Below are 20,696 nucleotides of genomic sequence, written 5' to 3' on the forward strand. Positions count from 1 at the left end.
TTGCGGGTTCATCAGGGTTTCCGGACAGTAACCGCACTCGGTTAACCGCCCCTCAAAAATTATGGTTAACGAATTACTGATTTGTCCCTTGGTCGCTCGATTCCATGACTTTGGGACGAGATGAAGGCAGCAGCGCATCGCCTACTCCATAAGCGGCGACCAGGCTGGGTCGGAGCCGTAGCTCGGCGTCTTCACAAGCTGCTCGTTGTAGCCGGTCAGATCGATCGAATAAAGCTGCGGCCCGCCTGAGCCTGCCGCCTGGCGGAAGAACATCAGCACGCGGCCGTTCGGCGCCCAGGTCGGGCCCTCATTGTGGAAGCCGGTCGTCAGAATGCGCTCGCCGGAACCATCCGGTTTCATCACGCCGATCGAGAACTTGCCGCCGGCCTGCTTGGTGAAGGCGATGAGATCGCCGCGCGGCGACCAGACCGGCGTCGAATAGGAGCCGTCACCGAAGGAAATACGGGTCTGGCCGGAACCATCGGCATTCATCACATAGATCTGCGGTTTTCCGCCGCGGTCGCTTTCGAAGCTGACACGCGCGCCGTCAGGCGAATAGGAGGGCGAGGTGTCGATCGCAGCCGTCGAGGTCAGACGCGTCGTCGTGCGCGAGCGCAGGTCCATCGTATAGATGTTGGAATTGGCGTCCTGCTGCAGGCTCATGATCACCTTCTGGCCATCCGGCGAAAAGCGCGGCGAGAAGGTCATGCCGGGAAAATTGCCGACCACCTCACGCTGCCCGGTTTCGAGCTGCAGCAGATAGACCCGCGGCTGCTGGTTGGCAAAGGACATGTAGGTGACTTCCTGCCGGCTCGGCGAGAAGCGCGGCGTCAGCACGAGGTCGCTGCCATCCGTCAGCATACGCACGTTGAAGCCATCCTGATCCATGATCGCCAGCTGGCGCTTACGCTGCTGCTTGGTGCCGGATTCGGAGACGAAGACGACACGGGTGTCGAAATAACCCTCTTCGCCGGTGATCTGCTTGTAGATCGCATCGGCGATGATGTGAGCCACTCGGCGCCAGTTCTCCGGCTGCGTATAGAACTGCTGACCGGTCATCTGCTGTCCGGCGAACGAGTCCCAGAGGCGGAATTCGGCGCGAAGACGGCCATCCGCTTCCTTGGTAACCCGGCCGGTAACTAGCGCCTGTGCATTGATGACTTTCCAGTCCTCGAAGCGCGGCGCGGCATCCGGATTGGAAATCTTTTCGATAAAGGCCGTCTTGTTGATCGGGGCAAACAGGCCGGAGCGCTGCAAGTCGGCGGCGATGACTTGCGAGACCTGCGCGCCCATGTCGCCCTGGAAGTCTGTCACAGCAATCGGCATCGGCTGAATATTGCCCTTGTTGATGTTGATCTCAACAAGGGCATTGGCCGGCGTCGCGAAGGCGGCAGCGGTCATCAGGCCGGCAGCGACCACGATGGCGCGGAGGAAGGAACACTTTGTCATACCAAACAGCCTTTCAGCATCTATGGAGTCGGATCGCCGGACTCGAAGTGCAAGACTACTTCTTTCCGGGATTCGTAATTTTCTTTCGGAAGCATTGGGAATGGCGACGCACGCACCACCGCGGCGAGAGCTGCAGCGGACAAACCTTCCCGCTGGGCAATATAGCCACCGTTGGCAGCCACCCCAGGCGAACCAACGATCGCGCCGCTCTTGTCGAGCTTGACGTGCACGGTGATGAAAACCTTGCCACCCTCCAGAAAATCCGGAGGAACATTGAAATAGGTCGTGACGGCCCGGCGCATTTCTGCTGCCGGGCTGCGCGAGGTTGCGCTACCGGTTGACTGTGCCGCGGCCGCGCCAGCGCAGCCCAAAATCACGCCATGCGCGAGGGACGCTGCAAATGGTTTGTTGCGGTGAGACAGGTCCGTTAGCATCTAGATTCCCAGATCGCTCGGATCAAAGTTGACGACAACTTCGTTCCAGGCGTCGTACTTGTCTTTTGGAAGGCTCGAAAATGGAGCCGACTTCATGATGGCGCGATAGGCGCCGCCAGCGAGAGCACGACGGGTGGATTCATTATCGCCGCCGGTTGCCTCGACCTCCGGCTCGCCAATAATATTGCCGCCCTGATCAAGTTTCATGTGAACCTTGATGCGCACCTCCGACATGCCTTCCATACCGGGGACGTACGACCAGTTGCCGGCGATCGCGCTCTTCAGCGCATCCATTTCACTAAGCGAAAGCTTCGAAGCACCGTTCGTCGCCTTCTTCGCACCCAGCGATGCCTCCTGCGTCGAGCGTTTGGCGCCGCCGGCGGAAGGATCGGTCTTGTTCAGCAGCGCCGCGACCTCGTCCGCGTTGAAGTCGCTCTTCATCGAAGACGCAGCCTTCGCCACTTCCTGCTTCTTGTCGGCCTTCTTCTTGTCGGTCGGCGTGTCGGCGGTCTTCGGTTGGTCCGGGGTCTTTTCCGGCGGCTTTTCGGCCGGCTTCTGCGGTTCCGGCGGCTTTACCTGTGGTTTGGCGACTGGGGTCGGCACATTGTCCGGCAGTGCCTCGGCATCAGGCTTCGGCGGCTCCTCGGGCTTGGCCTGTTCTTCCGGCGGTTTTTCCTCCGGCTTCGGCGGCGTCACTTCGACGGGCTTCGGCGGCGGAATGGAAGCGACCTCCTTCGGCTGCTCGACTTCCGTCTCCTCCTTGACGATGTCCTTGACGTCGTTCGGCTTGGGATCGGTCTTCGGCAGCGGCTTTTCGCTGGAATTCGCCGCGGCAGCTTCGCTGTTGCTCGGCTTGGCGTTCGGCACCGGCGGCGTCTTCAGGTCGACATTGTTGTCGCCGGCATTCTCGGCCGGCTGTGCGATCGGCGGCCGTGTTGTCGGCACCGGCGCGGACGTCTCCTTCTTCGGAGCCTTCTTGTCGCCCTGCTGCATCTGGGTGATGGATTCCACAGGCACGAGATCGACCGGCATCGCCTCGAAATCCTCCACCTTGAAGGATTCAGGGGCGCTGAGCGACACCATCGCCCAGGTGAGCACCAGGCAGTGCAGAACAGCAGATGTGACGACGCTGGTCTTCATCTTGAACGCTATTGGTCCTTCTTCTGCTGCGTCACGAGGCCGATATTCTTGAAGCCTGCGCCCTGAATACGGGCCATGACGTCGGCGATGACGCCGTAAGGCGCTGTCGCGTCGCCGCGCACGAAGATCCGTTCGTTATAGCCTGTGGTGGCGATCGCCTCGAGCTTGGCGGCGATCTCGGCGGCCGGGATCGGCGTTTCCTGCAGGAACACTTCGCCGTTGTTCTTGACGGAGATGGTGATCGGCTGCGTCTCGGAATTCAGCGCCTTGGCCTGCGTTTCCGGCAGGTCGATAGGCACGCCGACGGTCATCATCGGTGCCGCGACCATGAAGATGATCAAAAGCACGAGCATGACGTCTACGAGCGGCGTCACGTTGATTTCAGAAATCACGGCCCTGTTCCGACCGCCGCGACGGCGGCGTCCGCCGCCCCCGCCGCCATTGCCTCCAACAGCCATACCCATGTCAGTATACTCCGCTGGTTACTGAGCTGCAGCGCGCGGCTGCAGCTTCTCGTCGATCTGGCGCGAAAGTATGGCGGAGAATTCATCCGCGAAACCTTCCATGCGGCCCGAGAGCTTGCCGGCATCGGCAGAGAACTTGTTGTAGGCGATAACCGCCGGAATAGCGGCAACGAGGCCGATGGCGGTGGCAAGCAGCGCTTCGGCGATGCCGGGCGCCACGACCGCAAGATTGGTCGACTTCGAACCGGCAATCGCCTGGAACGAGGTCATGATGCCGACGACCGTGCCGAAGAGGCCGATGAACGGACCGGCCGAACCGATCGTTGCCAGCGATCCGAGGCGGGCACCGAGAAATTCCGATTCGCGTGACAGCGTCACGTCCATCGCCCGGTCGATACGCATCTGCAGCCCGATCGGCGACCGGGCGCCGCGTTCGAAGGATTTCTTCCATTCGCGCATGGCGGCCACGAAGATCGCCGCCAGCCCGGTATTATTGCGTTCCGACAGCGAGCGATAGAGTTCTTCCAGCGACTGGCCCGACCAGAACACCTGCTCGAACTTGTCGAACTGGCGCCGTGCGCGGCCATAGGCCAGGTATTTGTCGATGACGATCGCCCAGGTCCACACCGAGGCGGCGATAAGCCCGAGCATGACGAGCTTGACGACGATACCGGCCTGCATGAAAAGCGACCAGAGGCTGACGTCCGTCGTTGCTGCTGCCAATCCTACTTGTTCCATTGATCCAAAATCCCCGAATCCAAACGCCCGGTGCTGGACCGGGCGGCACAAAGTGATCTCGCAAGAAGTGTCCGGCGGCCGCCGCCCAAAGCCCTGGTCAAACTTCCAAGCTCATCTTCCGCCTTCTTGCCGTCAAATTTGGTCAAAGGAAGGCGTGCACCGCACAAACTCCGACTTTCCCAGTAAGACACTATTATGGTTAATAGATCGTTAGTGCCTGACTGTGACAGTAAGCCTGCGTTTGGAAGATTTCGTTCCATGGTTTACTTGACCGGAGCAAGATCCGGCTGCCGAAAGAGCGCTCATCCTGCGGCGCGGGAATTCCTTCACATAAAGCTCAAGTTTTGACAAGCCTGAATTCCGGGCGATTCGCGCCTATAGCGGCGTGCTGCCTTCCAGGAATTTCGCCGCCAGCGTTTCCGGCAGCCGCCGCGGCCGCCCCTTGGCGTTGATGACGGCGATAATCACCTTGGCCGCTATCAGCAGTGTCTCGCCCGAGCGGATCTGCTGATTGAGCACCATCTTGGCGCCGCCGGCTTTTTCCGTATGGGTCAGGATCGTCAGCACGTCGTCCATGCGCGCCGGGCTCTTGAAGTCGATCTCCATGCGGTGGACGACGAAGACGAGGCCCTCCTCGTCGGCGCAGACGAGCTCGCGCTGCTCGACGCCGAGGCAACGCAGATAATCGGTGCGGCCGCGCTCGAGGAAATGCAGATAGCGGGCGTGGTAGACCAGACCGGAGAAGTCCGTATCTTCATAATAGACCCGTTGCACGAGGCGGTGACCGGCCTCGGTCAGCTCTCCCGAAATGGAAAAAGGGCGCTCCGTCATAATTTTCTCCAAACTGCGGTGCCCTCTTTGGCGCAACGCTTGCCCACAGGCAAGCATTGAATGACCGGCAGGCAGGCATTGAATGCCCAGCCGGTAGGCATTGAATGATTGTCATAATTCCTAACTATTCCCGATATCGAGCGACAGATCAGGAGACGATGTGATGAAGATTGCGGTTATGGGCGGAGACGGTTTCATTGGTTGGCCAACGTCGCTGCACCTCTCCGATGCCGGGCATGATGTTCATATCCTCGACAATCTCTCACGCCGCTGGATCGACACGGAACTTGGCGTTCAGTCGCTGACACCGATGGATTCGATCCAGGAGCGCACCCGCATCTGGCATGCCGAAACCGGACGCCGCATCCACTTCAATCTGATCGATCTCGCCAAGGATTACGAACTGCTGAAGAAATGGCTTTCCGAACACCGCCCGGATGCCGTCATCCATTTCGCCGAGCAGCGCGCCGCACCCTATTCGATGAAAAGCGACCGCCACAAGAATTACACGGTTAACAACAATGTCAGCGCCACGCACAACCTGCTGAATGCGCTGACCGAGCTCAATCTCGACGCCCATCTCATCCACCTCGGCACCATGGGCGTCTACGGCTATTCGACTGTGGGTGCGGCGATCCCCGAAGGCTACCTGCCGGTCGGCATCGAAACCGCGGCCGGCGAGACGGTCAGTCAGGAGATCCTCTATCCCTCCAATCCCGGCTCGATCTACCACATGACCAAGTGCCTGGATCAGCTCCTCTTCCAGTTCTACGCCAAGAACGACGGATTGAGGATCACCGACCTGCACCAGGGCATCGTCTGGGGCACGCATACCGAGCAGACGCGCCGCCATGCGCAGCTGATCAACCGTTTCGATTACGACGGCGATTACGGCACGGTGCTGAACCGCTTCCTAATCCAGGCGGCGATCGGTTATCCGCTGACGGTGCACGGCACCGGCGGCCAGACCCGCGCCTTCATCCATATCCAGGATTCGGTGCGCTGCATCGAACTGGCGCTCAAAAACCCACCCGCCCGCGGCGCCCGCGTCGAAATCTTCAACCAGATGACGGAAACCCACCGGGTGCGCGACCTTGCCCAGATGATCGCGGGGATAAGCGGCGCCGACATCGCCTGGCTGCCCAACCCGCGCAAGGAAGCCGCCGAGAACGAGCTGATCGTTCAGAACGAGAAATTCCGCATTCTCGGCCTCGAGCCGATCACGCTGGAAGCAGGCCTTCTCGGCGAGATCGTCGACGTGGCGAAGAAATTCGCCTATCGCGTCGACCGCTCGCGCGTGCCGGCCGTCTCCGCCTGGACAAAGGATATCGCCGCGACGATCAATCACGATCCGGAAGGCAAGCGGCTGAAGTCGGTATCATGATGGATGGTTTGCTACTGAAGCGCCGCCAGTCCAACAATCTCTCCCTCATTCCTGTGCTTGTCACAGGAATCCAGCGCGCCCAAGTCTTTGGGCGCAGGAGAGTCATTCACGGCGCGGACGCGCCGTGGCTGGATTCCTGTGACAAGCACAGGAATGAGGGCGGCCGAGGAAGCGGCTGGCGCCGATGACTCCTACCTCAAGCTTTGCCTACGTCACCCTCGTCACCAATGCCGACTACGCCATGGGTGCGACCGCCCTCGTCCACTCCCTGAGGCGGACCGGAACCAGCGCCGACATCGTCATCCTCCATACAGGCGGCGTCGATGCAGCCACCCTCGCGCCGCTCGAAGCGCTCGGCTGCCGCCTGATCGAGGTCGAGCACCTGCCGCTGTCTGCCGCCTTCAACGAGCGCCACGCCCGCGGCCAACTCCATTCGGCTGCCCCCTTCACCAAGGGCCGCAAGCCGGATTTTCATTCGCCGCTCGACAATTTCTGCAAGCTCCGGCTCTGGCAACTCGTCGAATACGAGCGCTGCGTCTTCATCGACGCCGATGCCCTCGTGCTGAAAAACGCCGACCGGCTTTTCCTCTATCCGGAATTCTCAGCCGCCCCCAATGTCTATGAAAGCCTTGCCGACTTCCGCCGCATGAATTCCGGCGTCTTCGTCGCTATACCCTCGCAGGATACATTCCGGCACATGCTCGAAAGGCTCGACAGGCCGGAGACCTTCTGGCGGCGCACCGACCAGACCTTTCTTGAGACGTTCTTCCCGGATTGGCACGGCCTGCCGGTTTATTTCAACATGCTGCAATATGTATGGTTCACCATGCCGGAGCTTTGGGACTGGAAGAGCGTTTCGATCCTGCACTACCAGTATGAAAAACCGTGGGAAAAGGATCATCCGAAGGCGGCACGGCTACAACCTTTGATCGATTTGTGGCACCGTTTCCACGACAACAGCGATGTGCCCGAGATTGCGGGGCTGGCCAATCCGGAAGGGGTAGCATGAAGGTATTGGTATCCGGCGGAATGGGTCTCGTCGGCCGCTATGTCGTCGAGGAACTTCTGAGTGCCGGTTATCAGGTGATCGTCGGCGGGCGCCGTGCGCCGCCACCCCGCCTTTTCTCCCGCCCGGTCGAGTTCGCAACGCTTTCGCTCGATCCCGATAAGGATCAGATCGACATTTTCGACGACGCCTATTTCTTCGTCCACGCCGCCTTCAACCATATTCCGGGCAAATATCGCGGCGGCGAAGGCGACGATCCAAAGACCTTCCATAGGTTGAACCTCGACGGCACCGTCCGGCTTTTCGACGCCGCCAAACGCGCCGGCACGCGCCGCTGCATCTTCCTCTCCAGCCGCGCCGCCTATGGCGAACATCCCGAGGGAACCGAGCTCGCGGAAACGATGCTGGCCAAGGCGGAAACGCTTTACGGCCAAGTCAAGCTGGATGCCGAACGCGCGCTTGCCCACCTCTCCGCCCCGGGTTTTGCCGGCGTAAGCCTGAGGGCGACCGGCATCTACGGCGACCTCTCGCCGAACAAATGGGACGGGCTTATCGCCGATTACCTCGCCGGCCGGCCGGTGGTTTCGCGCGCAGGAACGGAAGTTCACGGCCGCGACCTCGGGCGTGCGGTACGGCTGATGCTGGAGACGGAAAGCACCCGCATTTCCGGCGAGGTCTTCAACGTCTCGGACATATCAGTCGACACGCGCGACATCCTTTCAGCCATCCGGCGCGAGACCGGCTGTCGGCACGTGCTGCCGCCCCCCGCGGACAGGGCAGCGCTCAATCCCATGAGCACGGCGAAAATCCGCGCGCTGGGCTGGATGCCGGGCGGAGCTCCGCTGTTCAAGGAAACCATGCAGCGGCTCGCCGCGGCGCTGCCGGCGGCCCCGGAACACAGGTCCACGCAAGTCTGACGTTGCAGGATGCGGCGAATTGCAATCGGGGACCCGGACTGTCGGGGATTGTCCATGCAGGTCGCAACCACCTCTGCCTCCAACATCTTGCGCGGCACGTCTTCAGCAACGGTCATCTCTGCTGCCGGAATTGAGACCGATCAGGGTGTGCTGAAGCTGCAGCGCAGCACCCAGACGCTGCAGCAGATGCGGCAGACTCTGGCGAATTCCGGGGACGAAGCCAAGACGAAGGCAGAACGCAAGCTCGAAGAGGCAAAGCAACAATTGGAGATGCTGCGCAGCTCCAACATGCCGCCCGAGGTGGTCGCCCGTCTGGCCGCCGAACTGGCGCGCAAGCTCGGCACCGCCGCCTCCGAATTCGCATCATCAGTCGCGACCGGCAGCCCGGCAGCAGTCGCTTCGGTGGATGCAACCACGGATACGACGGCCGCCGCGACGAGTGGGATCGAGGCTACGCCGGCGGATGCCTCAGGAAAAACCGCGGACGAAGAGACCGGCTCGCAAGAGCCGGACGCCGCCGCCAACGCCCGCAAGGCCTATCAGAGCGTGGCCGAGGACGCCCCACAATTCTCGGGTATCTCGGCCGATGATCGAGAAACCATGGAGGAATTCAAGGCGGTCGTGCGCGAACTCAAGCAATTGCTCGAAAAGGCGATGCACGATCTGCGGCAGCAGTACGGGGAGGCCGGGGCAAACGCCATTCCTGATACGGCAGCCTTCTCCATCGCCACCACGACAATACCGACAAGCATCGTCATCTGACCTTCGGCCGCATCCCGCGACAGGGCGTGAAACGGCCGCAGCGTTGTCGCATCCGATATTTGCATCGGACACCCAGCCGTCTATGCTCGCTCGAACTTTTCCTTATCAGGCGGATCGAATGACCGTGAAAGACCTGAAAGCGCAGCTGCGCAACGAACGACTGTCGGCACGCGACGCCATGTCTCCTGAGAACCGCGCCTCCAAAAGCCTTGCGATGGCCGATCATGCCGGCGAGGCGGTTGGCTTTGCGCTAGGCACAATTGTCTCCGGCTTCCTGCCGATCCGTTCGGAAGCCGATCTCAGGCCGCTGATGGCGCGCTTTGCCGTGCGCGGTGCGCGGCTCTGCGTGCCGGCGATCCTCGACCGGCAGACCATCGTCTTTCGTGAGCTGGCGGAGGGTGCGCCGCTTGTCGATACCGGTTTCGGCACGGTCGGCCCTGCGGCGGATGCCGCCATTCTCGATCCGGAAATCATGCTGGTGCCGCTTTCAGCCTTCGATGCTCGCGGCCACCGCATCGGCTACGGCGCCGGCCATTACGACCGCGCCATCAGCCGGCTGAGGCAAAAAGGCCTGCATCCGAAGCTGATCGGCATTGCATTCGACTGCCAGGAAGTGGCACATGTGCCCGACGAGCCGCATGACATAAGCCTGGATGCCATCCTGACAGAAAGCGGCCTTCGCTTTTTTGCCTCTTGGATTGGATAGGGAATGCGGCTGCTTTTTCTGGGTGACATGGTCGGCAAGACGGGACGCACGGCGGTCTGGGACCGCCTTCCCGGCCTGATCTCCGACCTCAAGCTCGATTTCGTCATCGTCAACGGCGAGAATGCCGCCGGCGGCTTCGGCATCACCGAGGACATCTTTCTGGAAACGATCAATGCCGGCGCCGACGTGGTGACGACGGGCAATCACGTCTGGGACCAGAAGGAAGCCGTGGCTTTTGCCGGGCGCCACGATCAATTCCTGCGGCCGGCCAACTATCCGCAAGGCACACCCGGCCGCGGCTCCGGCCTTTTCTATGCCAGGAACGGCGCACGCGTGCTCGTCGCCAATGTCATGGGCCGGGTCTTCATGCATCCGGAACTCGACGACCCGTTCAAATCGGCGGAAGTGATCCTCGACGCCTGCCCGCTGAAGGAACAGGCCGATGCGATCATTTTCGATTTCCATGCGGAAGCGACCAGCGAGAAGCAGTGCTTCGGCCATTTCGTCGACGGCCGCGCCAGTTTCGTCGTCGGCACCCACACGCATGTGCCGACGGCCGACGCACAGATTCTGAACGGCGGCACCGCCTATATGTCGGATGCCGGCATGTGCGGCGACTACGACTCCTCCCTCGGCATGGACAAGGAAGAACCGCTCAACCGCTTCATCTCCAAGATGCCGAAGGGCCGCATGGAAGCAGCCAGCGGCCCGGCGACGATCTGCGGCGTCGGCGTCGAGATTTCCGACAGCACGGGCTTAGCCGAGAAGATCGCGCCGCTCCGGCTCGGACCGCGGCTCGCTGAGACAGTGCCGGAATTCTGGCGGTAGGCCCCGGCTTCAACACGCAATTGTGAGCATCCCCAGTCTAGACCGCTGCGACCTCATGCCGCATCCTCCCGCCGCCAATTCCAAGTGGTAGAGCGCCGGAGGGCTGGCATGAAGCCGGAATATCTCGTCCTCGCTATCGCATACCTTACGGCCTTCGCCGCGGCAGGTTCTGCCGGAGCGGAGGAACAGCGAACGCCCGTCAGCCAGTGCCAGGCGATCGCTGAGAATATCCCCAAGGTCACCTTCGCCAGCTTTTCCGGCGCCGCGCCGCTGACGCCTGCCGTCTCCGAAGGCGAGGAGGTCAAATTCACCTTCCTCGGCCATTCCACATTCGAGATCGACACCCCTGGCGGCATCGTCATCGCCACAGACTACAACGGCTGGTACAGGCCGGCGACGATGCCGGATGTCGTGACCATGAACAAAGCGCACCCGACCCATTATACGTTGACGCCCGATCCTGCGATCAAGCACGTGCTGCATGGATGGAGCGATGTTCCAGGTGAAAAGGCCGATGTCGATCTCGTCGTCGGCGATGCCTATATCCGCAACGTTCCGACGGATATCCGCTTCAGCTACGGCCTTGGCGGCTCGCAGGAGAACGGCAATTCGATCTTCATTTTCGAGATTGCCGGTCTCTGCATCGGCCATCTCGGCCACCTGCACTACGAACTGACAGATGCCCACTATACCGAGATCGGCCGCCTCGACGTCGTCATGGTTCCCGTCGATGGCGGCCTGACCATGGGCGCCGACAGCATGAGCCGCGTCATCAAGCGGCTACGTTCGTCGCTGATCCTGCCGATGCACCGGCGCGGCCCGCCGGTGGAAGCCTTCGTCTCGATGTTCGGCAAGGATTTCGACGTCGCCAATGCGCCCGATGACAGCATCACCGTCTCCATGCGCACTCTGCCGAAAAAGCCGCTGATCTATGTGCTGAAGGGCGTACAGTAAAAAGCCCGGCGGTTTTGCCTCCGGGCTTTGGCGCGTCAGGCGAATTGCAGGTGACGTTTGATGCCGACATCGGGCACCTTGTCGTCATCGAGATTGGCCTTGGCGATCTCCCAGCCGAATTTCAGCTTGTTGCCCGTCGAAACCCAGATCTCGGCATCGTCGACATGCAAAGCAAGCATGGTGAGCTTGGGGTCCTTCTTGCCGCCGTCATACCAGGCAGCGACGATCGAACTCCAATATTCCTCGATCTTGGCAGGGTCGGGACGCACGTCGATCACCCCAGCAAGGCAGGCGTGATAGTCGTGATCCTTGCCGATGACGCAGAAATGCGCGCGGCTGCCGGGCTTGATGGCGCGCACGATGTCGGCATCGGTCTTGGTGTAGAACCAGATCGTATTGGTGGTGGGATCGGCATGCGGCGCCATCGGCTGCATGTGCATATCGAGCCCGGAAATTCCGAGCATGCCGGCATGAACATCGTTGACCTGATCCCAGAGCTGACGTGCTGGCTGTTCCTGCGCATCGCTGAGACTTGCCATGACCGTTCCTTTCCGTTGGATGGAGTTCTTGAAACGTCAGCCCCTCCCCTTTGTTCCAAACTGCTTTTTCCTTGAAAGGGTGCGGTTTCGCTCTTATAAGGCGGCCCATTCCGAACAATGAGACGTGAACAGGGGTGCCATGGCTGGCCATTCACAGTTTAAAAACATCATGCACCGCAAGGGCCGTCAGGATGCCGTGCGGTCGAAAATGTTCTCCAAGCTTGCGCGCGAAATTACCGTAGCCGCCAAGGCCGGCCTGCCCGACCCGATGATGAACGCCCGTCTGCGCCTGGCGATCCAGAACGCCAAGGCCCAGTCCATGCCGAAGGACAACATCGACCGCGCCATCAAGAAGGCAGCCGGCGCCGACGGCGAAAACTATGACGAAGTCCGCTATGAGGGTTACGGCCCCGGCGGCACGGCGATCATCGTCGAGGCCCTGACCGACAATCGCAACCGCACCGCTTCCAACGTCCGCTCGATCTTCACCAAGGCCGGCGGCGCTCTCGGCGAAACCGGTTCCGTTTCCTTCTCCTTCGACCATGTCGGCGAAATCACCTACAAGCTTTCCGTCGGCGACGCAGAAAAGGTGATGGAAGCCGCGATCGAAGCCGGCGCTGATGATGTCGAGACCGACGAAGAGGGCCACTACATCACCTGCGCCTTCGAAGCCCTCGGTGAAGTCTCGAAAGCGCTGGAATCCGGCCTCGGCGAAGCCGAAACCGTCAAGGCCGTCTGGCGCGCCCAGAACAATGTGCCGGTGGACGAAGAAAAAGCCCAGTCGCTGATGAAGCTCATCGACAGCCTGGAAGACGATGACGACGTGCAGAACGTCTATTCCAACTTCGAGGTGTCGGAAGAAGTCCTGGCCAAGCTCTCGGCCTGATTCTCCTAAAACGATCTTCCGTGGAAAAAACCCGGCGGTGACGCCGGGTTTTTTGTGCCAAGCAGCGCATTGCCAACCTATGCAGCCACCCGCATGAAGTTTCCGAGCCCCGCGAACAGTTCCACCGATTTCAGCCGCGTCTCGATATCATGGATCGGCATGGAGATGATCACCTCGTCGGCCTGCGTTTCCTTGAGAAACGCCGTCAGTTTCGCCTCTGCCGTCGTCGGCGATCCGACCACGGCGTAACGCAGGGTGTGTTCGACATTGATCTTCTCCATCGGCGACCAGAACCCCTCCATATCGGCCAGGGGACGCGGGAACGGGCCGCGGACATTGCGGCGCAAGTTGACGAATTGCTGCTCGGCGGAGGTGAAATGATAGCGCGCCTCTTCATCTGTCGCCGCCACCGAGCCCATGACGCCGACCATCACATAGGGCTTGTCGAGCGTCGCCGAAGGCTGGAAGCGGTCGCGGTAGATCGCGATCGCGTCGAGCAGCATGTCGGGCGCGAAATGCGAGGCGAAGGCATAGGGTAGCCCAAGCATGGCGGCAAGCTGGGCGCTGTAGAGGCTGGAGCCAAGCAGCCAGATGGGGATATGGGATGAATTGCCGGGAACCGCGAGGATCGCCTGGTTCTCGACCGGCGTGCCGAGCAGTTGCTGCAACTCCACCACATCGTTCGGAAAGCTATTGGCGCCGGCCTCAAGGTTGCGCCGCAGCGCCTGCGCCGTGCGCATATCCGCTCCCGGCGCGCGCCCAAGGCCGAGGTCGACCCGGCCGGGGAAGAGCGCCTCGAGCGTGCCGAACTGCTCGGCGATGACGAGCGGCGAATGATTGGGCAGCATGATGCCGCCGGAGCCGATGCGGATGCGTTTGGTGGCGGCGCCGACATGACCGATGACGACTGATGTGGCCGCACTGGCGATCCCCGGCATGCCGTGATGTTCGGCGAGCCAGAAGCGCTTGTAACCAAATTCCTCGGCCGTGCGAGCCATCCGCGCCGAACTCTCGAGCGACTGGCGCACGCTGCTGCCTTCGGCAACGGGGGAAAGGTCGAGTATGGAGAAGGGAACCATGGGAAACCTGCCGGCCAGTTGAAGGATGCAGCCTATGTAGGTTCGCGCCCGCACCATTCCAAACCGAGCGTGCAAAGAAAAAGGGCCGCGCCAGCGCGACCCTTTTTCAAGACTGCAAGATAGTGGCTACCGGTGACGGCGCAGCACGTGCACCTCGGCGCTGGGCTGGTGGTGGCCAGGGGGCAGCGTGAAATTGCCGAGCCGGCGGTCCATTTCCAGGGCTTCCGTCGCCAGCCTGTGGATCGCCGCCGTCGTCTCCTCGACCATCGAGGCATTCTGCTGCGTCATCGCGTCGAGTTCGGCCACAGCGCTGTTGATCTCTCGCAGCGTATCGGCCTCTTCGCGGGTCGCACCCATGATGTCGTGGATCTGCCCGTTGATTGCCTCGACATGGGCGCCGATGCCGGTCAGCGCCACTCCAGCCCTTTCCACAAGCGCCACGCCGCTTTCGACCTCATGCGTCGATTTCTGCAGCAGGCTGGAGATCTCCTTGGCCGCACTCGACGAGCGCTGGGCGAGTTCGCGCACTTCCATGGCGACGACAGCGAAGCCCTTGCCCGATTCACCGGCGCGCGCCGCCTCGACGCCGGCATTGAGCGCCAGGAGGTTGGTCTGGAAGGCGATGTCGTCGATGACCGAGATGATCGTGTTGATCTGGCGCGAGGAGGTCTGGATCGCCTCCATCGCCGCGATCGTCTCGCGCATGATCTGGCCGGAGCCGGTCGTCTCCTTCTTGGCGTCGCGGGCGATGCGCTCGGCCTGTTCGGCCCGCTCGATCTGCCGCCGGACGGACTGGGTGATGGCGCTGATCGCATTCGCCGTCTCGGTGATCGAGCCAGCCTGGCGCTCGGTGCGGCCAGCAAGCTCGTCGGCGCCTGTGCGCATTTCCTCGGAGCCGGCGCGCACCGCCATCGAGTTTCCACCGATGGCCGTCATGGTTTCGCTGAGCGTCGCGAGCGCCTCGTTGAAATTGATGCGCAGGCTTTCGAGCTCGTTCGGGAAGCGCGTATCGATCTGATAGGCAAGATCGCCGCTGGCCAGATGATGGAGGCCTTCGTCGATCGCCTCGACCACCTGCTGCAAGGTCTTTGCCTCGGCCTCGCGCTCGGCCAAATTCTGCTGGCGATCCTGCTCGGCCTGCAGGCGCGTCTCTTCGCTGGCGGCTTCGAGTTCGCGGCTTTCGATCAGCGACTGCCGGAAGCGGGCGAGCGCATTGGCCATCGTTCCGATCTCGTCCTTGCGGTTCAGGCTGCCGATCTCGCTGTCGAGCTTGCCGTCGGCGACGTCGCGGGTCACACCGGCAAGCCGCGCAAGCGGCGAGAACAGGAAATTGGTGACAAGCCCGGTGGCGACTGCCATCACGACAAGCACGCCGATGCCGATCATCGTCAGCAAAGTGGCGATCTCGATCGAACCGGCATTGAGCTCGCTCAAGAGCACGCTCTCGACCACGAGGAAGCGGTCGCCGCGATAGTCGATACCGCGGACATAGGCGCGGGCCGCCCCATCTGCTCGGCTGAAATCGGCAACCGTCATCGCCGAACTGGCAAGCGCGTCCTTGATGAAAGTGAAGGGTGTCGCATCAAGGGTTGCAAGCCTGCCATTCGCGTCGAGCCCGATGGCCGACCCATCGCTGGAAACTATCGCCGCCCGCGCGGTGCTGCCCTGGACGATGCCTTTGGCAAGGATGCCGGTGACGATGTCGTCGCGCACCTTGAACAGGATGATGCCCTTGGCCGCGCCAAGCTTGACGATCGGCACGGCATAAAAGATCGCCGAGTTGCCGCTGGCGGCATCGACGCGAAGGCCGGAAAAACCTGTTGGTGCGGCATCATCCGTCGCCTTGGCGGTATTCTCGATTGCCTTGGCGAAAGCGATACCGGCGCCGGTTGCCTTCCACGCGTCCGTCTTCAGATTCTCGGCGAAGTCGTCCTGCTTCTTGTAGGAATAGAGGACGGTGCCGTCGAGATCGGCGATCAGCAGATCGCTGAAGGCGGTATCTGCGAGGTCGCGGGCGACTTCGCCCTGCGTCTTCTCGTGGTTCGAATAATAAAAGCCGCTCGGCCCTTCCGGCTTCATCAGTTTCTCGCGCTGGTCTGCCGGGTTGGGATTGCCGGAGATGAAAACTTTCTTCAACTCGGCCCGGGCATCGCCGGAGGTCTTCTCGATCGTCTTCCAACCGCTCTTCAGGCTGGTGATCGACATCTGCAGCGCTTCGATACGCGCAATCGACGTCGCCTGGTTTTCAAGCTGCGTCAGCTGGTCCTGCAGCATGTCGCCGCGAAAGATCAGCACGCTTTGCTTGGCTTTCAGCGCCTGCTCGTCGGAGATCCGGCTGCTGGCGAAATAGGCAAGCACGTCGATCACTGCGATCGACAGCACCGTCAGCAGAATGAATGTGGCAATGACCTTGAAGGACAGGGATTGAAATCTCTGTGCCATGTACGACGAACCCCTTCTGAACACGCCTGCCGGCGTGGGCACGCAGCGCATGCCTGATCGACCGATCTTTTAAACAGAACATCGGGGGGCTTATCTCCTTGCGACACGAGACCCCCTTCGTATTTGACACTAGAATTCAAGCATCTGTTTTAATTCGCGGTAAATGGAGCGGCTTAAATCGGAGAATGTTTTTGTTTTGTTCACATATCGGTGGCAGTTATTTCGCAGTCGCTATAGGTTGAACCATGCAAAATACGATTCGCATCGTCGGCATCGATCCCGGCCTTCGCCGCACCGGCTGGGGAATCATCGACACACTTGGCAATTCCCTGCGCTTTGTCGCCTCCGGAACCGTGACCTCCGACGGTGAGATGGACCTTGCCTCTCGCCTCTGCCAGTTGCATGACGGCCTGGCGGAGGTCGTCCACACTTACAAGCCGGATGAAGCCGCCGTCGAACAGACCTTCGTCAACAAGGATGCGGTGGCGACCCTGAAGCTTGGCCAGGCTCGCGGCATCGCCATGCTGGTGCCGGCGCGCGCCGGACTACGGGTCTCCGAATATGCTCCGAACGCCGTGAAGAAGGCCGTCATCGGCGTCGGCCACGGCGAAAAGCACCAGATCCACATGATGTTGAAGATCCTGATGCCGAAGGTCGAATTCAAGGGCGACGATGCCGCCGACGCTTTGGCGATCGCCATTTGCCATGCCCACAACCGCGGCAGCAACCGAATGCGGGAAGCGCTGGCCGGCTAATCCGTTCTTGACTTGTTCCAACAGTAAGGATAATTCTTACTTCGAAGGAGCGGCAAGATGCGCGTCACGTCCAAAGGCCAGGTCACCATTCCTCGCGATCTCAGAGAGCTTGCGGGCATCGAGGCCAACAGCGAAGTCATCTTCTCGATCGAGAACGGCAAGCTCGTTCTCTCGCCGAAGAACGGCAAGCAGGAGATCGAGGATCGGGGCCGGCTGGACCGTTTCCTACAGACGATCCGTCGGCTCGAAGGAACCGGCGATCAGGCGATCGATGCCGAAGACCTCATGTCGATGACCCGTGATCGCTGATGGCGACGCTTGTCGACACAAACATACTCGTCGATCTGGCTGTGGCCGGGTCGGACTGGCACGGTTGGTCGCGTCGGAAAATGCTCGACGTCTTCAAAGATGGGCCAGTCCTCATAAATCCGATCATCTATTCCGAATTTTCCGTTCGCTACGACGATATGGATGAAGTCGACCAACTGCTTCCGCAGGATGAATTCCGCCGCGAGAACCTGCCTTGGCCGGCGGCCTTCGCCGCGGCTCAAGCCTTCCGGCTTTACCGTCGCGCCGGCGGCGGACGCGAACAGATATTGCCTAACTTCTTCATCGGCGCCCATGCGGCGATAAGGGACTACAAGATTTTGACCCGCGACCCCAGCGGATACCGATCTTATTTCCCCTCCGTTGAACTTATTACGCCCGAAACCCACCCTTGAGAGACCGCGCCCCATGATCGGCAAGCTGAAAGGCATCATAGACGAGATCGGCGAAGACTATGTGCTCGTCGATGTGCACGGCGTCTGCTACGTCGCCCATTGCTCGGCCCGAACCCTGTCCAAGCTTGGCTCGGCCGGCGAGGCCTGCGTGCTGTTCATCGAGACCTATGTGCGCGAGGACCAGCTGAAGCTGTTCGGCTTTATGACCGCCTTGGAGCGGGAATGGTTCAATCTGCTGCAGAGCGTCCAGGGCGTCGGCGCCAAGGTGGCGCTCGCCGTGCTCTCGACGCTGACGCCGGGCGAACTCGCCAATGCGATCGCCCTGCAGGACCGCGCCGCCGTCTCCCGCGCGCCGGGCGTCGGCCCGAAAGTGGCCATGCGTCTCGTCACCGAACTCAAGAACCGGGCGCCGGCCTTTGCCGGGGAAGCGATCAATATCGCCCTCAAGCAAGAGCTCGGCGAAGGTGTCGCGGCCGCACCCGTGGCCGACGCGGTTTCAGCGCTGACCAACCTCGGCTACAGCAGAGACCAGGCCGCCAACGCGGTTGCCGCGGCAATGAAGACGGCCGGCGACGACGCCGATAGCGCCAAGCTGATCAGGCTGGGCTTGAAGGAACTGGCACGGTGAAGGCCGGAAAACCGATGATTGGATGTCGAGGCGGCCGATTTTTGGTGTATTGCTGTGACAGGTTTCAAAACGGAATGAGAGCATGAGCGAACCCGCCCGCCTGATATCGCCGGAAAAGCGGGGCGAAGATCTCGACATCACCCTGCGCCCGCAATCGCTGGACGAATTCACCGGCCAGGCGGAAGCGCGCGCCAATCTCAAGGTCTTCATCGAGGCGGCGAAGAACCGCGGCGAGGCGCTGGACCATGTGCTCTTCGTCGGCCCGCCCGGCCTCGGCAAGACGACGTTGGCGCAGATCATGGCCAAGGAACTCGGCGTCAATTTCCGCTCGACGTCAGGTCCCGTGATCGCCAAGGCCGGCGATCTCGCCGCGCTGCTCACCAATCTCGAGGAGCGCGACGTGCTCTTCATCGACGAGATCCATCGCCTCAACCCGGCTGTCGAGGAAATTCTCTATCCGGCCATGGAGGATTTCCAGCTCGACCTGATCATCGGCGAAGGCCCCGCCGCGCGCTCGGTGAAGATCGATCTGTCGAAATTCACCCTGGTGGCGGCCACCACCCGCCTCGGCCTGCTGACCACACCGTTGCGCGACCGTTTCGGCATCCCGGTGCGCCTGAGCTTTTATACCGTCGAGGAGCTGGAATTGATCGTGCGCCGCGGCGCGCGGCTGATGAACCTGCCGATAACCGAAGAGGGCGCCCGCGAAATCGCAAGACGCGCCCGCGGCACGCCGCGCATCGCCGGCCGGTTGCTGCGGCGCGTGCGCGACTTCGCCGAGGTGGCAAGGGCCGAGGCGGTGACGCGTGAGATTGCCGACGAGGCGCTGACCCGCTTGCTGGTCGACAATGTCGGCTTCGACCAGCTCGACAAACGTTACCTCAACATGATCGCCGTCAATTTCGGCGGCGGCCCGGTCGGCATCGAAACCATCGCCGCCGGCCTTTCCGAGCCACGTGACGCGATCGAGGACATCATCGAGCCCTATATGATCCAACAGGGTTTCATTCAGCGCACGCCGCGCGGCCGTGTTCTGACCGCAATCGCGTGGAAACATCTCGGAATGCAACCGCCCAAGGAAATGGAGGCTGCGCAGTTCCGGCTGTTCCAGGAGGACAACTGAGTGATCACCCGCCGCGGATTTTTCAAGGTTCTTGGCGGCGGCATTGCAGGCGTCATGTCGCTTGGTGGTTACGCCTTCGCTTATGAACCGCTGGCGCGGCTCGGCATCGCCCGCTACCGGCTGACGCCGCCGGGATGGACACCAGGGCTGAAGCTGCGCGTCGTCGCGCTCGCCGATATCCATGCCTGCGAACCCTGGATGCCGGCAAGCCGCATTGCCGCGATCTGCCACAGGGCCAACGAGCTCGAAGGCGATGTCACCGTCCTGCTTGGCGATTACGCCGCCGGCATGAACATGGTAACGCAATATGTGCATTCGAGCCAATGGTCGAAGGCGCTCGCCACCCTCAAGGCCCCTCTCGGCGTCCATGCGATCATGGGCAACCACGATTGGTGGGAGGACAGGACCGCCCAGAAGTACGGCGGAATGGAAACATTCGGGCACCGGGCGCTTGCCGATGTCGGTATCCCGGTCTACGGCAACCGCGCCGTCCGGCTCGAAAAGGATGGCCGCGGTTTCTGGCTCGCAGGCCTCGAAGATCAGCTGGCGTTGCTGCCCGGCAAGAAATGGGGCCGCACCCGCATGCTCGGCCTCGACGATCTCGAGGGAACGTTGGCTCAAGTGACCGACAATGCGCCCGTCATCCTGCTTGCCCATGAGCCCGACATCTTTCCGCGCGTGCCCGAACGGGTGTCGCTGACGCTATCCGGTCACACCCATGGCGGACAGATCCGCTTCCTCGGCCGTTCGCCGATCGTCCCCTCGCGTTACGGCAATCGTTACGCCTATGGCCATATTGTCGAGGAGGGGCGCAATATCATCGTCTCAGGCGGCCTCGGCTGCTCCATCGCACCGGTGCGCTTCGGCGTACCGCCGGAAATTGTCGTGATCGATCTCGGATAGAATGAC

The 20,696-nt window shown here is 61.5% G+C and carries 23 protein-coding genes; 14 read left to right on the forward strand and 9 right to left on the reverse strand.

The features are described 5' to 3' along the window. Positions 1-141 precede the first annotated feature (141 nt). From tolB to ybgC, 6 genes are all read right to left on the reverse strand, one after another. Positions 142-1,449, reverse strand: a complete 1,308-nt coding sequence (tolB, locus tag FHX14_RS14580) for a Tol-Pal system beta propeller repeat protein TolB (RefSeq protein ID WP_003590346.1) — start codon at positions 1,447-1,449, stop codon at positions 142-144. Between the two features lie 20 nt (positions 1,450-1,469). Continuing rightward, entirely contained in the window at positions 1,470-1,883 is a 414-nt protein-coding gene (locus FHX14_RS14585; protein WP_003590344.1) for a hypothetical protein, read from the reverse strand. Further along, positions 1,884-3,023 (reverse strand): hypothetical protein, encoded by a 1,140-nt coding sequence (locus tag FHX14_RS14590; RefSeq protein WP_003590343.1) that lies wholly within the window; start codon positions 3,021-3,023, stop codon positions 1,884-1,886. An 8-nt stretch (positions 3,024-3,031) separates the two neighbouring features. Then, entirely contained in the window at positions 3,032-3,487 is a 456-nt protein-coding gene (tolR, locus tag FHX14_RS14595; RefSeq protein WP_003590341.1) for a protein TolR, read from the reverse strand. Positions 3,488-3,505: 18 nt separating this feature from the next. Beyond that, positions 3,506-4,225, reverse strand: a complete 720-nt coding sequence (gene tolQ / locus FHX14_RS14600; protein WP_003582115.1) for a protein TolQ — start codon at positions 4,223-4,225, stop codon at positions 3,506-3,508. A gap of 375 nt (positions 4,226-4,600) precedes the next feature. After that, on the reverse strand, positions 4,601-5,056 hold the full coding sequence (gene ybgC, locus FHX14_RS14605; protein WP_184377616.1) for a tol-pal system-associated acyl-CoA thioesterase: 456 nt from the start codon (positions 5,054-5,056) through the stop codon (positions 4,601-4,603). A 163-nt stretch (positions 5,057-5,219) separates the two neighbouring features. Between ybgC and FHX14_RS14610 the strand changes: the two genes are divergently transcribed. The 7 genes from FHX14_RS14610 to FHX14_RS14640 all read left to right on the forward strand — a co-directional run bounded on the left by FHX14_RS14610 (position 5,220) and on the right by FHX14_RS14640 (position 11,613). Beyond that, on the forward strand, positions 5,220-6,440 hold the full coding sequence (locus FHX14_RS14610; protein WP_003590338.1) for an NAD-dependent epimerase/dehydratase family protein: 1,221 nt from the start codon (positions 5,220-5,222) through the stop codon (positions 6,438-6,440). Positions 6,441-6,624: 184 nt separating this feature from the next. Continuing rightward, positions 6,625-7,449 carry a glycosyltransferase gene (locus FHX14_RS14615; protein ID WP_184377617.1) on the forward strand — a complete coding sequence of 275 codons (825 nt, stop codon included), beginning with the start codon at positions 6,625-6,627 and terminating at the stop codon, positions 7,447-7,449. Continuing rightward, positions 7,446-8,363: an NAD(P)-dependent oxidoreductase gene (locus FHX14_RS14620; RefSeq protein WP_184377618.1), complete on the forward strand. Its 918-nt coding sequence runs from the start codon at positions 7,446-7,448 to the stop codon at positions 8,361-8,363. The genes FHX14_RS14615 and FHX14_RS14620 overlap by 4 nt, the downstream gene beginning before the upstream one ends. Positions 8,364-8,417: 54 nt before the next feature. Further along, positions 8,418-9,125: a hypothetical protein gene (locus FHX14_RS14625; protein WP_184377619.1), complete on the forward strand. Its 708-nt coding sequence runs from the start codon at positions 8,418-8,420 to the stop codon at positions 9,123-9,125. A gap of 118 nt (positions 9,126-9,243) precedes the next feature. Then, complete coding sequence (locus FHX14_RS14630; protein WP_012558846.1) at positions 9,244-9,831, forward strand: 5-formyltetrahydrofolate cyclo-ligase; 588 nt, start codon at positions 9,244-9,246, stop codon at positions 9,829-9,831. A gap of 3 nt (positions 9,832-9,834) precedes the next feature. Next, the gene (locus FHX14_RS14635) at positions 9,835-10,659 is read left to right on the forward strand and encodes a TIGR00282 family metallophosphoesterase (protein ID WP_003590331.1); all 825 of its coding nucleotides are present in this window, start codon (positions 9,835-9,837) and stop codon (positions 10,657-10,659) included. A 108-nt stretch (positions 10,660-10,767) separates the two neighbouring features. Then, entirely contained in the window at positions 10,768-11,613 is an 846-nt protein-coding gene (locus FHX14_RS14640) for an MBL fold metallo-hydrolase (protein WP_184377620.1), read from the forward strand. Positions 11,614-11,648: 35 nt separating this feature from the next. Here FHX14_RS14640 and FHX14_RS14645 read toward each other — a convergent pair whose 3' ends face one another. Further along, complete coding sequence (locus FHX14_RS14645; RefSeq protein WP_012558848.1) at positions 11,649-12,152, reverse strand: pyridoxamine 5'-phosphate oxidase family protein; 504 nt, start codon at positions 12,150-12,152, stop codon at positions 11,649-11,651. Positions 12,153-12,291: 139 nt separating this feature from the next. Between FHX14_RS14645 and FHX14_RS14650 the strand changes: the two genes are divergently transcribed. Further along, the gene (locus FHX14_RS14650) at positions 12,292-13,038 is read left to right on the forward strand and encodes a YebC/PmpR family DNA-binding transcriptional regulator (protein ID WP_184377621.1); all 747 of its coding nucleotides are present in this window, start codon (positions 12,292-12,294) and stop codon (positions 13,036-13,038) included. 77 nt (positions 13,039-13,115) lie between these two features. On the opposite strand, the gene FHX14_RS14655 is transcribed toward FHX14_RS14650, so the two are convergent. Next, the gene (locus tag FHX14_RS14655) at positions 13,116-14,117 is read right to left on the reverse strand and encodes an LLM class flavin-dependent oxidoreductase (RefSeq protein ID WP_184377622.1); all 1,002 of its coding nucleotides are present in this window, start codon (positions 14,115-14,117) and stop codon (positions 13,116-13,118) included. A gap of 126 nt (positions 14,118-14,243) precedes the next feature. Next, entirely contained in the window at positions 14,244-16,559 is a 2,316-nt protein-coding gene (locus tag FHX14_RS14660; protein ID WP_184377623.1) for a methyl-accepting chemotaxis protein, read from the reverse strand. Between the two features lie 245 nt (positions 16,560-16,804). Between FHX14_RS14660 and ruvC the strand changes: the two genes are divergently transcribed. From ruvC to FHX14_RS14690, 6 genes are all read left to right on the forward strand, one after another. Continuing rightward, positions 16,805-17,314 carry a crossover junction endodeoxyribonuclease RuvC gene (ruvC, locus tag FHX14_RS14665; RefSeq protein ID WP_184377624.1) on the forward strand — a complete coding sequence of 170 codons (510 nt, stop codon included), beginning with the start codon at positions 16,805-16,807 and terminating at the stop codon, positions 17,312-17,314. A 57-nt stretch (positions 17,315-17,371) separates the two neighbouring features. Next, the gene (locus FHX14_RS14670) at positions 17,372-17,623 is read left to right on the forward strand and encodes an AbrB/MazE/SpoVT family DNA-binding domain-containing protein (protein WP_003566365.1); all 252 of its coding nucleotides are present in this window, start codon (positions 17,372-17,374) and stop codon (positions 17,621-17,623) included. Beyond that, complete coding sequence (locus FHX14_RS14675; protein ID WP_184377625.1) at positions 17,623-18,036, forward strand: type II toxin-antitoxin system VapC family toxin; 414 nt, start codon at positions 17,623-17,625, stop codon at positions 18,034-18,036. Before FHX14_RS14670 ends, FHX14_RS14675 begins: the two co-directional genes overlap by 1 nt. A 13-nt stretch (positions 18,037-18,049) precedes the next feature. Beyond that, positions 18,050-18,664 (forward strand): Holliday junction branch migration protein RuvA, encoded by a 615-nt coding sequence (gene ruvA, locus FHX14_RS14680; RefSeq protein ID WP_184377626.1) that lies wholly within the window; start codon positions 18,050-18,052, stop codon positions 18,662-18,664. Between the two features lie 82 nt (positions 18,665-18,746). Then, positions 18,747-19,787, forward strand: a complete 1,041-nt coding sequence (ruvB, locus tag FHX14_RS14685) for a Holliday junction branch migration DNA helicase RuvB (RefSeq protein ID WP_003590318.1) — start codon at positions 18,747-18,749, stop codon at positions 19,785-19,787. Beyond that, positions 19,788-20,690: a metallophosphoesterase gene (locus FHX14_RS14690; protein WP_184377627.1), complete on the forward strand. Its 903-nt coding sequence runs from the start codon at positions 19,788-19,790 to the stop codon at positions 20,688-20,690. The last annotated feature ends 6 nt before the right edge of the window (positions 20,691-20,696 follow it).

The organism is Rhizobium sp. BK619, from assembly GCF_014195245.1.
Lineage (GTDB): Bacteria > Pseudomonadota > Alphaproteobacteria > Rhizobiales > Rhizobiaceae > Rhizobium > Rhizobium acidisoli.

Bases quoted from the DNA above. Each gene is read 5' to 3' on its own strand.
- FHX14_RS14585 (WP_003590344.1), bottom strand. From the start codon at position 1,883: ATGCTAACGGACCTGTCTCACCGCAACAAACCATTTGCAGCGTCCCTC.
- FHX14_RS14640 (WP_184377620.1), top strand. From the start codon at position 10,768: ATGAAGCCGGAATATCTCGTCCTCGCTATCGCATACCTTACGGCCTTC.
- FHX14_RS14650 (WP_184377621.1), top strand. From the start codon at position 12,292: ATGGCTGGCCATTCACAGTTTAAAAACATCATGCACCGCAAGGGCCGT.
- FHX14_RS14670 (WP_003566365.1), top strand. From the start codon at position 17,372: ATGCGCGTCACGTCCAAAGGCCAGGTCACCATTCCTCGCGATCTCAGA.
- FHX14_RS14590 (WP_003590343.1), bottom strand. From the start codon at position 3,023: ATGAAGACCAGCGTCGTCACATCTGCTGTTCTGCACTGCCTGGTGCTC.
- tolB (WP_003590346.1), bottom strand. From the start codon at position 1,449: ATGACAAAGTGTTCCTTCCTCCGCGCCATCGTGGTCGCTGCCGGCCTG.
- ruvB (WP_003590318.1), top strand. From the start codon at position 18,747: ATGAGCGAACCCGCCCGCCTGATATCGCCGGAAAAGCGGGGCGAAGAT.
- FHX14_RS14625 (WP_184377619.1), top strand. From the start codon at position 8,418: ATGCAGGTCGCAACCACCTCTGCCTCCAACATCTTGCGCGGCACGTCT.
- FHX14_RS14635 (WP_003590331.1), top strand. From the start codon at position 9,835: ATGCGGCTGCTTTTTCTGGGTGACATGGTCGGCAAGACGGGACGCACG.
- ybgC (WP_184377616.1), bottom strand. From the start codon at position 5,056: ATGACGGAGCGCCCTTTTTCCATTTCGGGAGAGCTGACCGAGGCCGGT.
- FHX14_RS14675 (WP_184377625.1), top strand. From the start codon at position 17,623: ATGGCGACGCTTGTCGACACAAACATACTCGTCGATCTGGCTGTGGCC.
- FHX14_RS14655 (WP_184377622.1), bottom strand. From the start codon at position 14,117: ATGGTTCCCTTCTCCATACTCGACCTTTCCCCCGTTGCCGAAGGCAGC.
- tolR (WP_003590341.1), bottom strand. From the start codon at position 3,487: ATGGGTATGGCTGTTGGAGGCAATGGCGGCGGGGGCGGCGGACGCCGC.
- FHX14_RS14620 (WP_184377618.1), top strand. From the start codon at position 7,446: ATGAAGGTATTGGTATCCGGCGGAATGGGTCTCGTCGGCCGCTATGTC.
- FHX14_RS14645 (WP_012558848.1), bottom strand. From the start codon at position 12,152: ATGGCAAGTCTCAGCGATGCGCAGGAACAGCCAGCACGTCAGCTCTGG.
- ruvC (WP_184377624.1), top strand. From the start codon at position 16,805: ATGCAAAATACGATTCGCATCGTCGGCATCGATCCCGGCCTTCGCCGC.
- FHX14_RS14630 (WP_012558846.1), top strand. From the start codon at position 9,244: ATGACCGTGAAAGACCTGAAAGCGCAGCTGCGCAACGAACGACTGTCG.
- ruvA (WP_184377626.1), top strand. From the start codon at position 18,050: ATGATCGGCAAGCTGAAAGGCATCATAGACGAGATCGGCGAAGACTAT.
- FHX14_RS14610 (WP_003590338.1), top strand. From the start codon at position 5,220: ATGAAGATTGCGGTTATGGGCGGAGACGGTTTCATTGGTTGGCCAACG.
- FHX14_RS14660 (WP_184377623.1), bottom strand. From the start codon at position 16,559: ATGGCACAGAGATTTCAATCCCTGTCCTTCAAGGTCATTGCCACATTC.
- FHX14_RS14615 (WP_184377617.1), top strand. From the start codon at position 6,625: ATGACTCCTACCTCAAGCTTTGCCTACGTCACCCTCGTCACCAATGCC.
- tolQ (WP_003582115.1), bottom strand. From the start codon at position 4,225: ATGGAACAAGTAGGATTGGCAGCAGCAACGACGGACGTCAGCCTCTGG.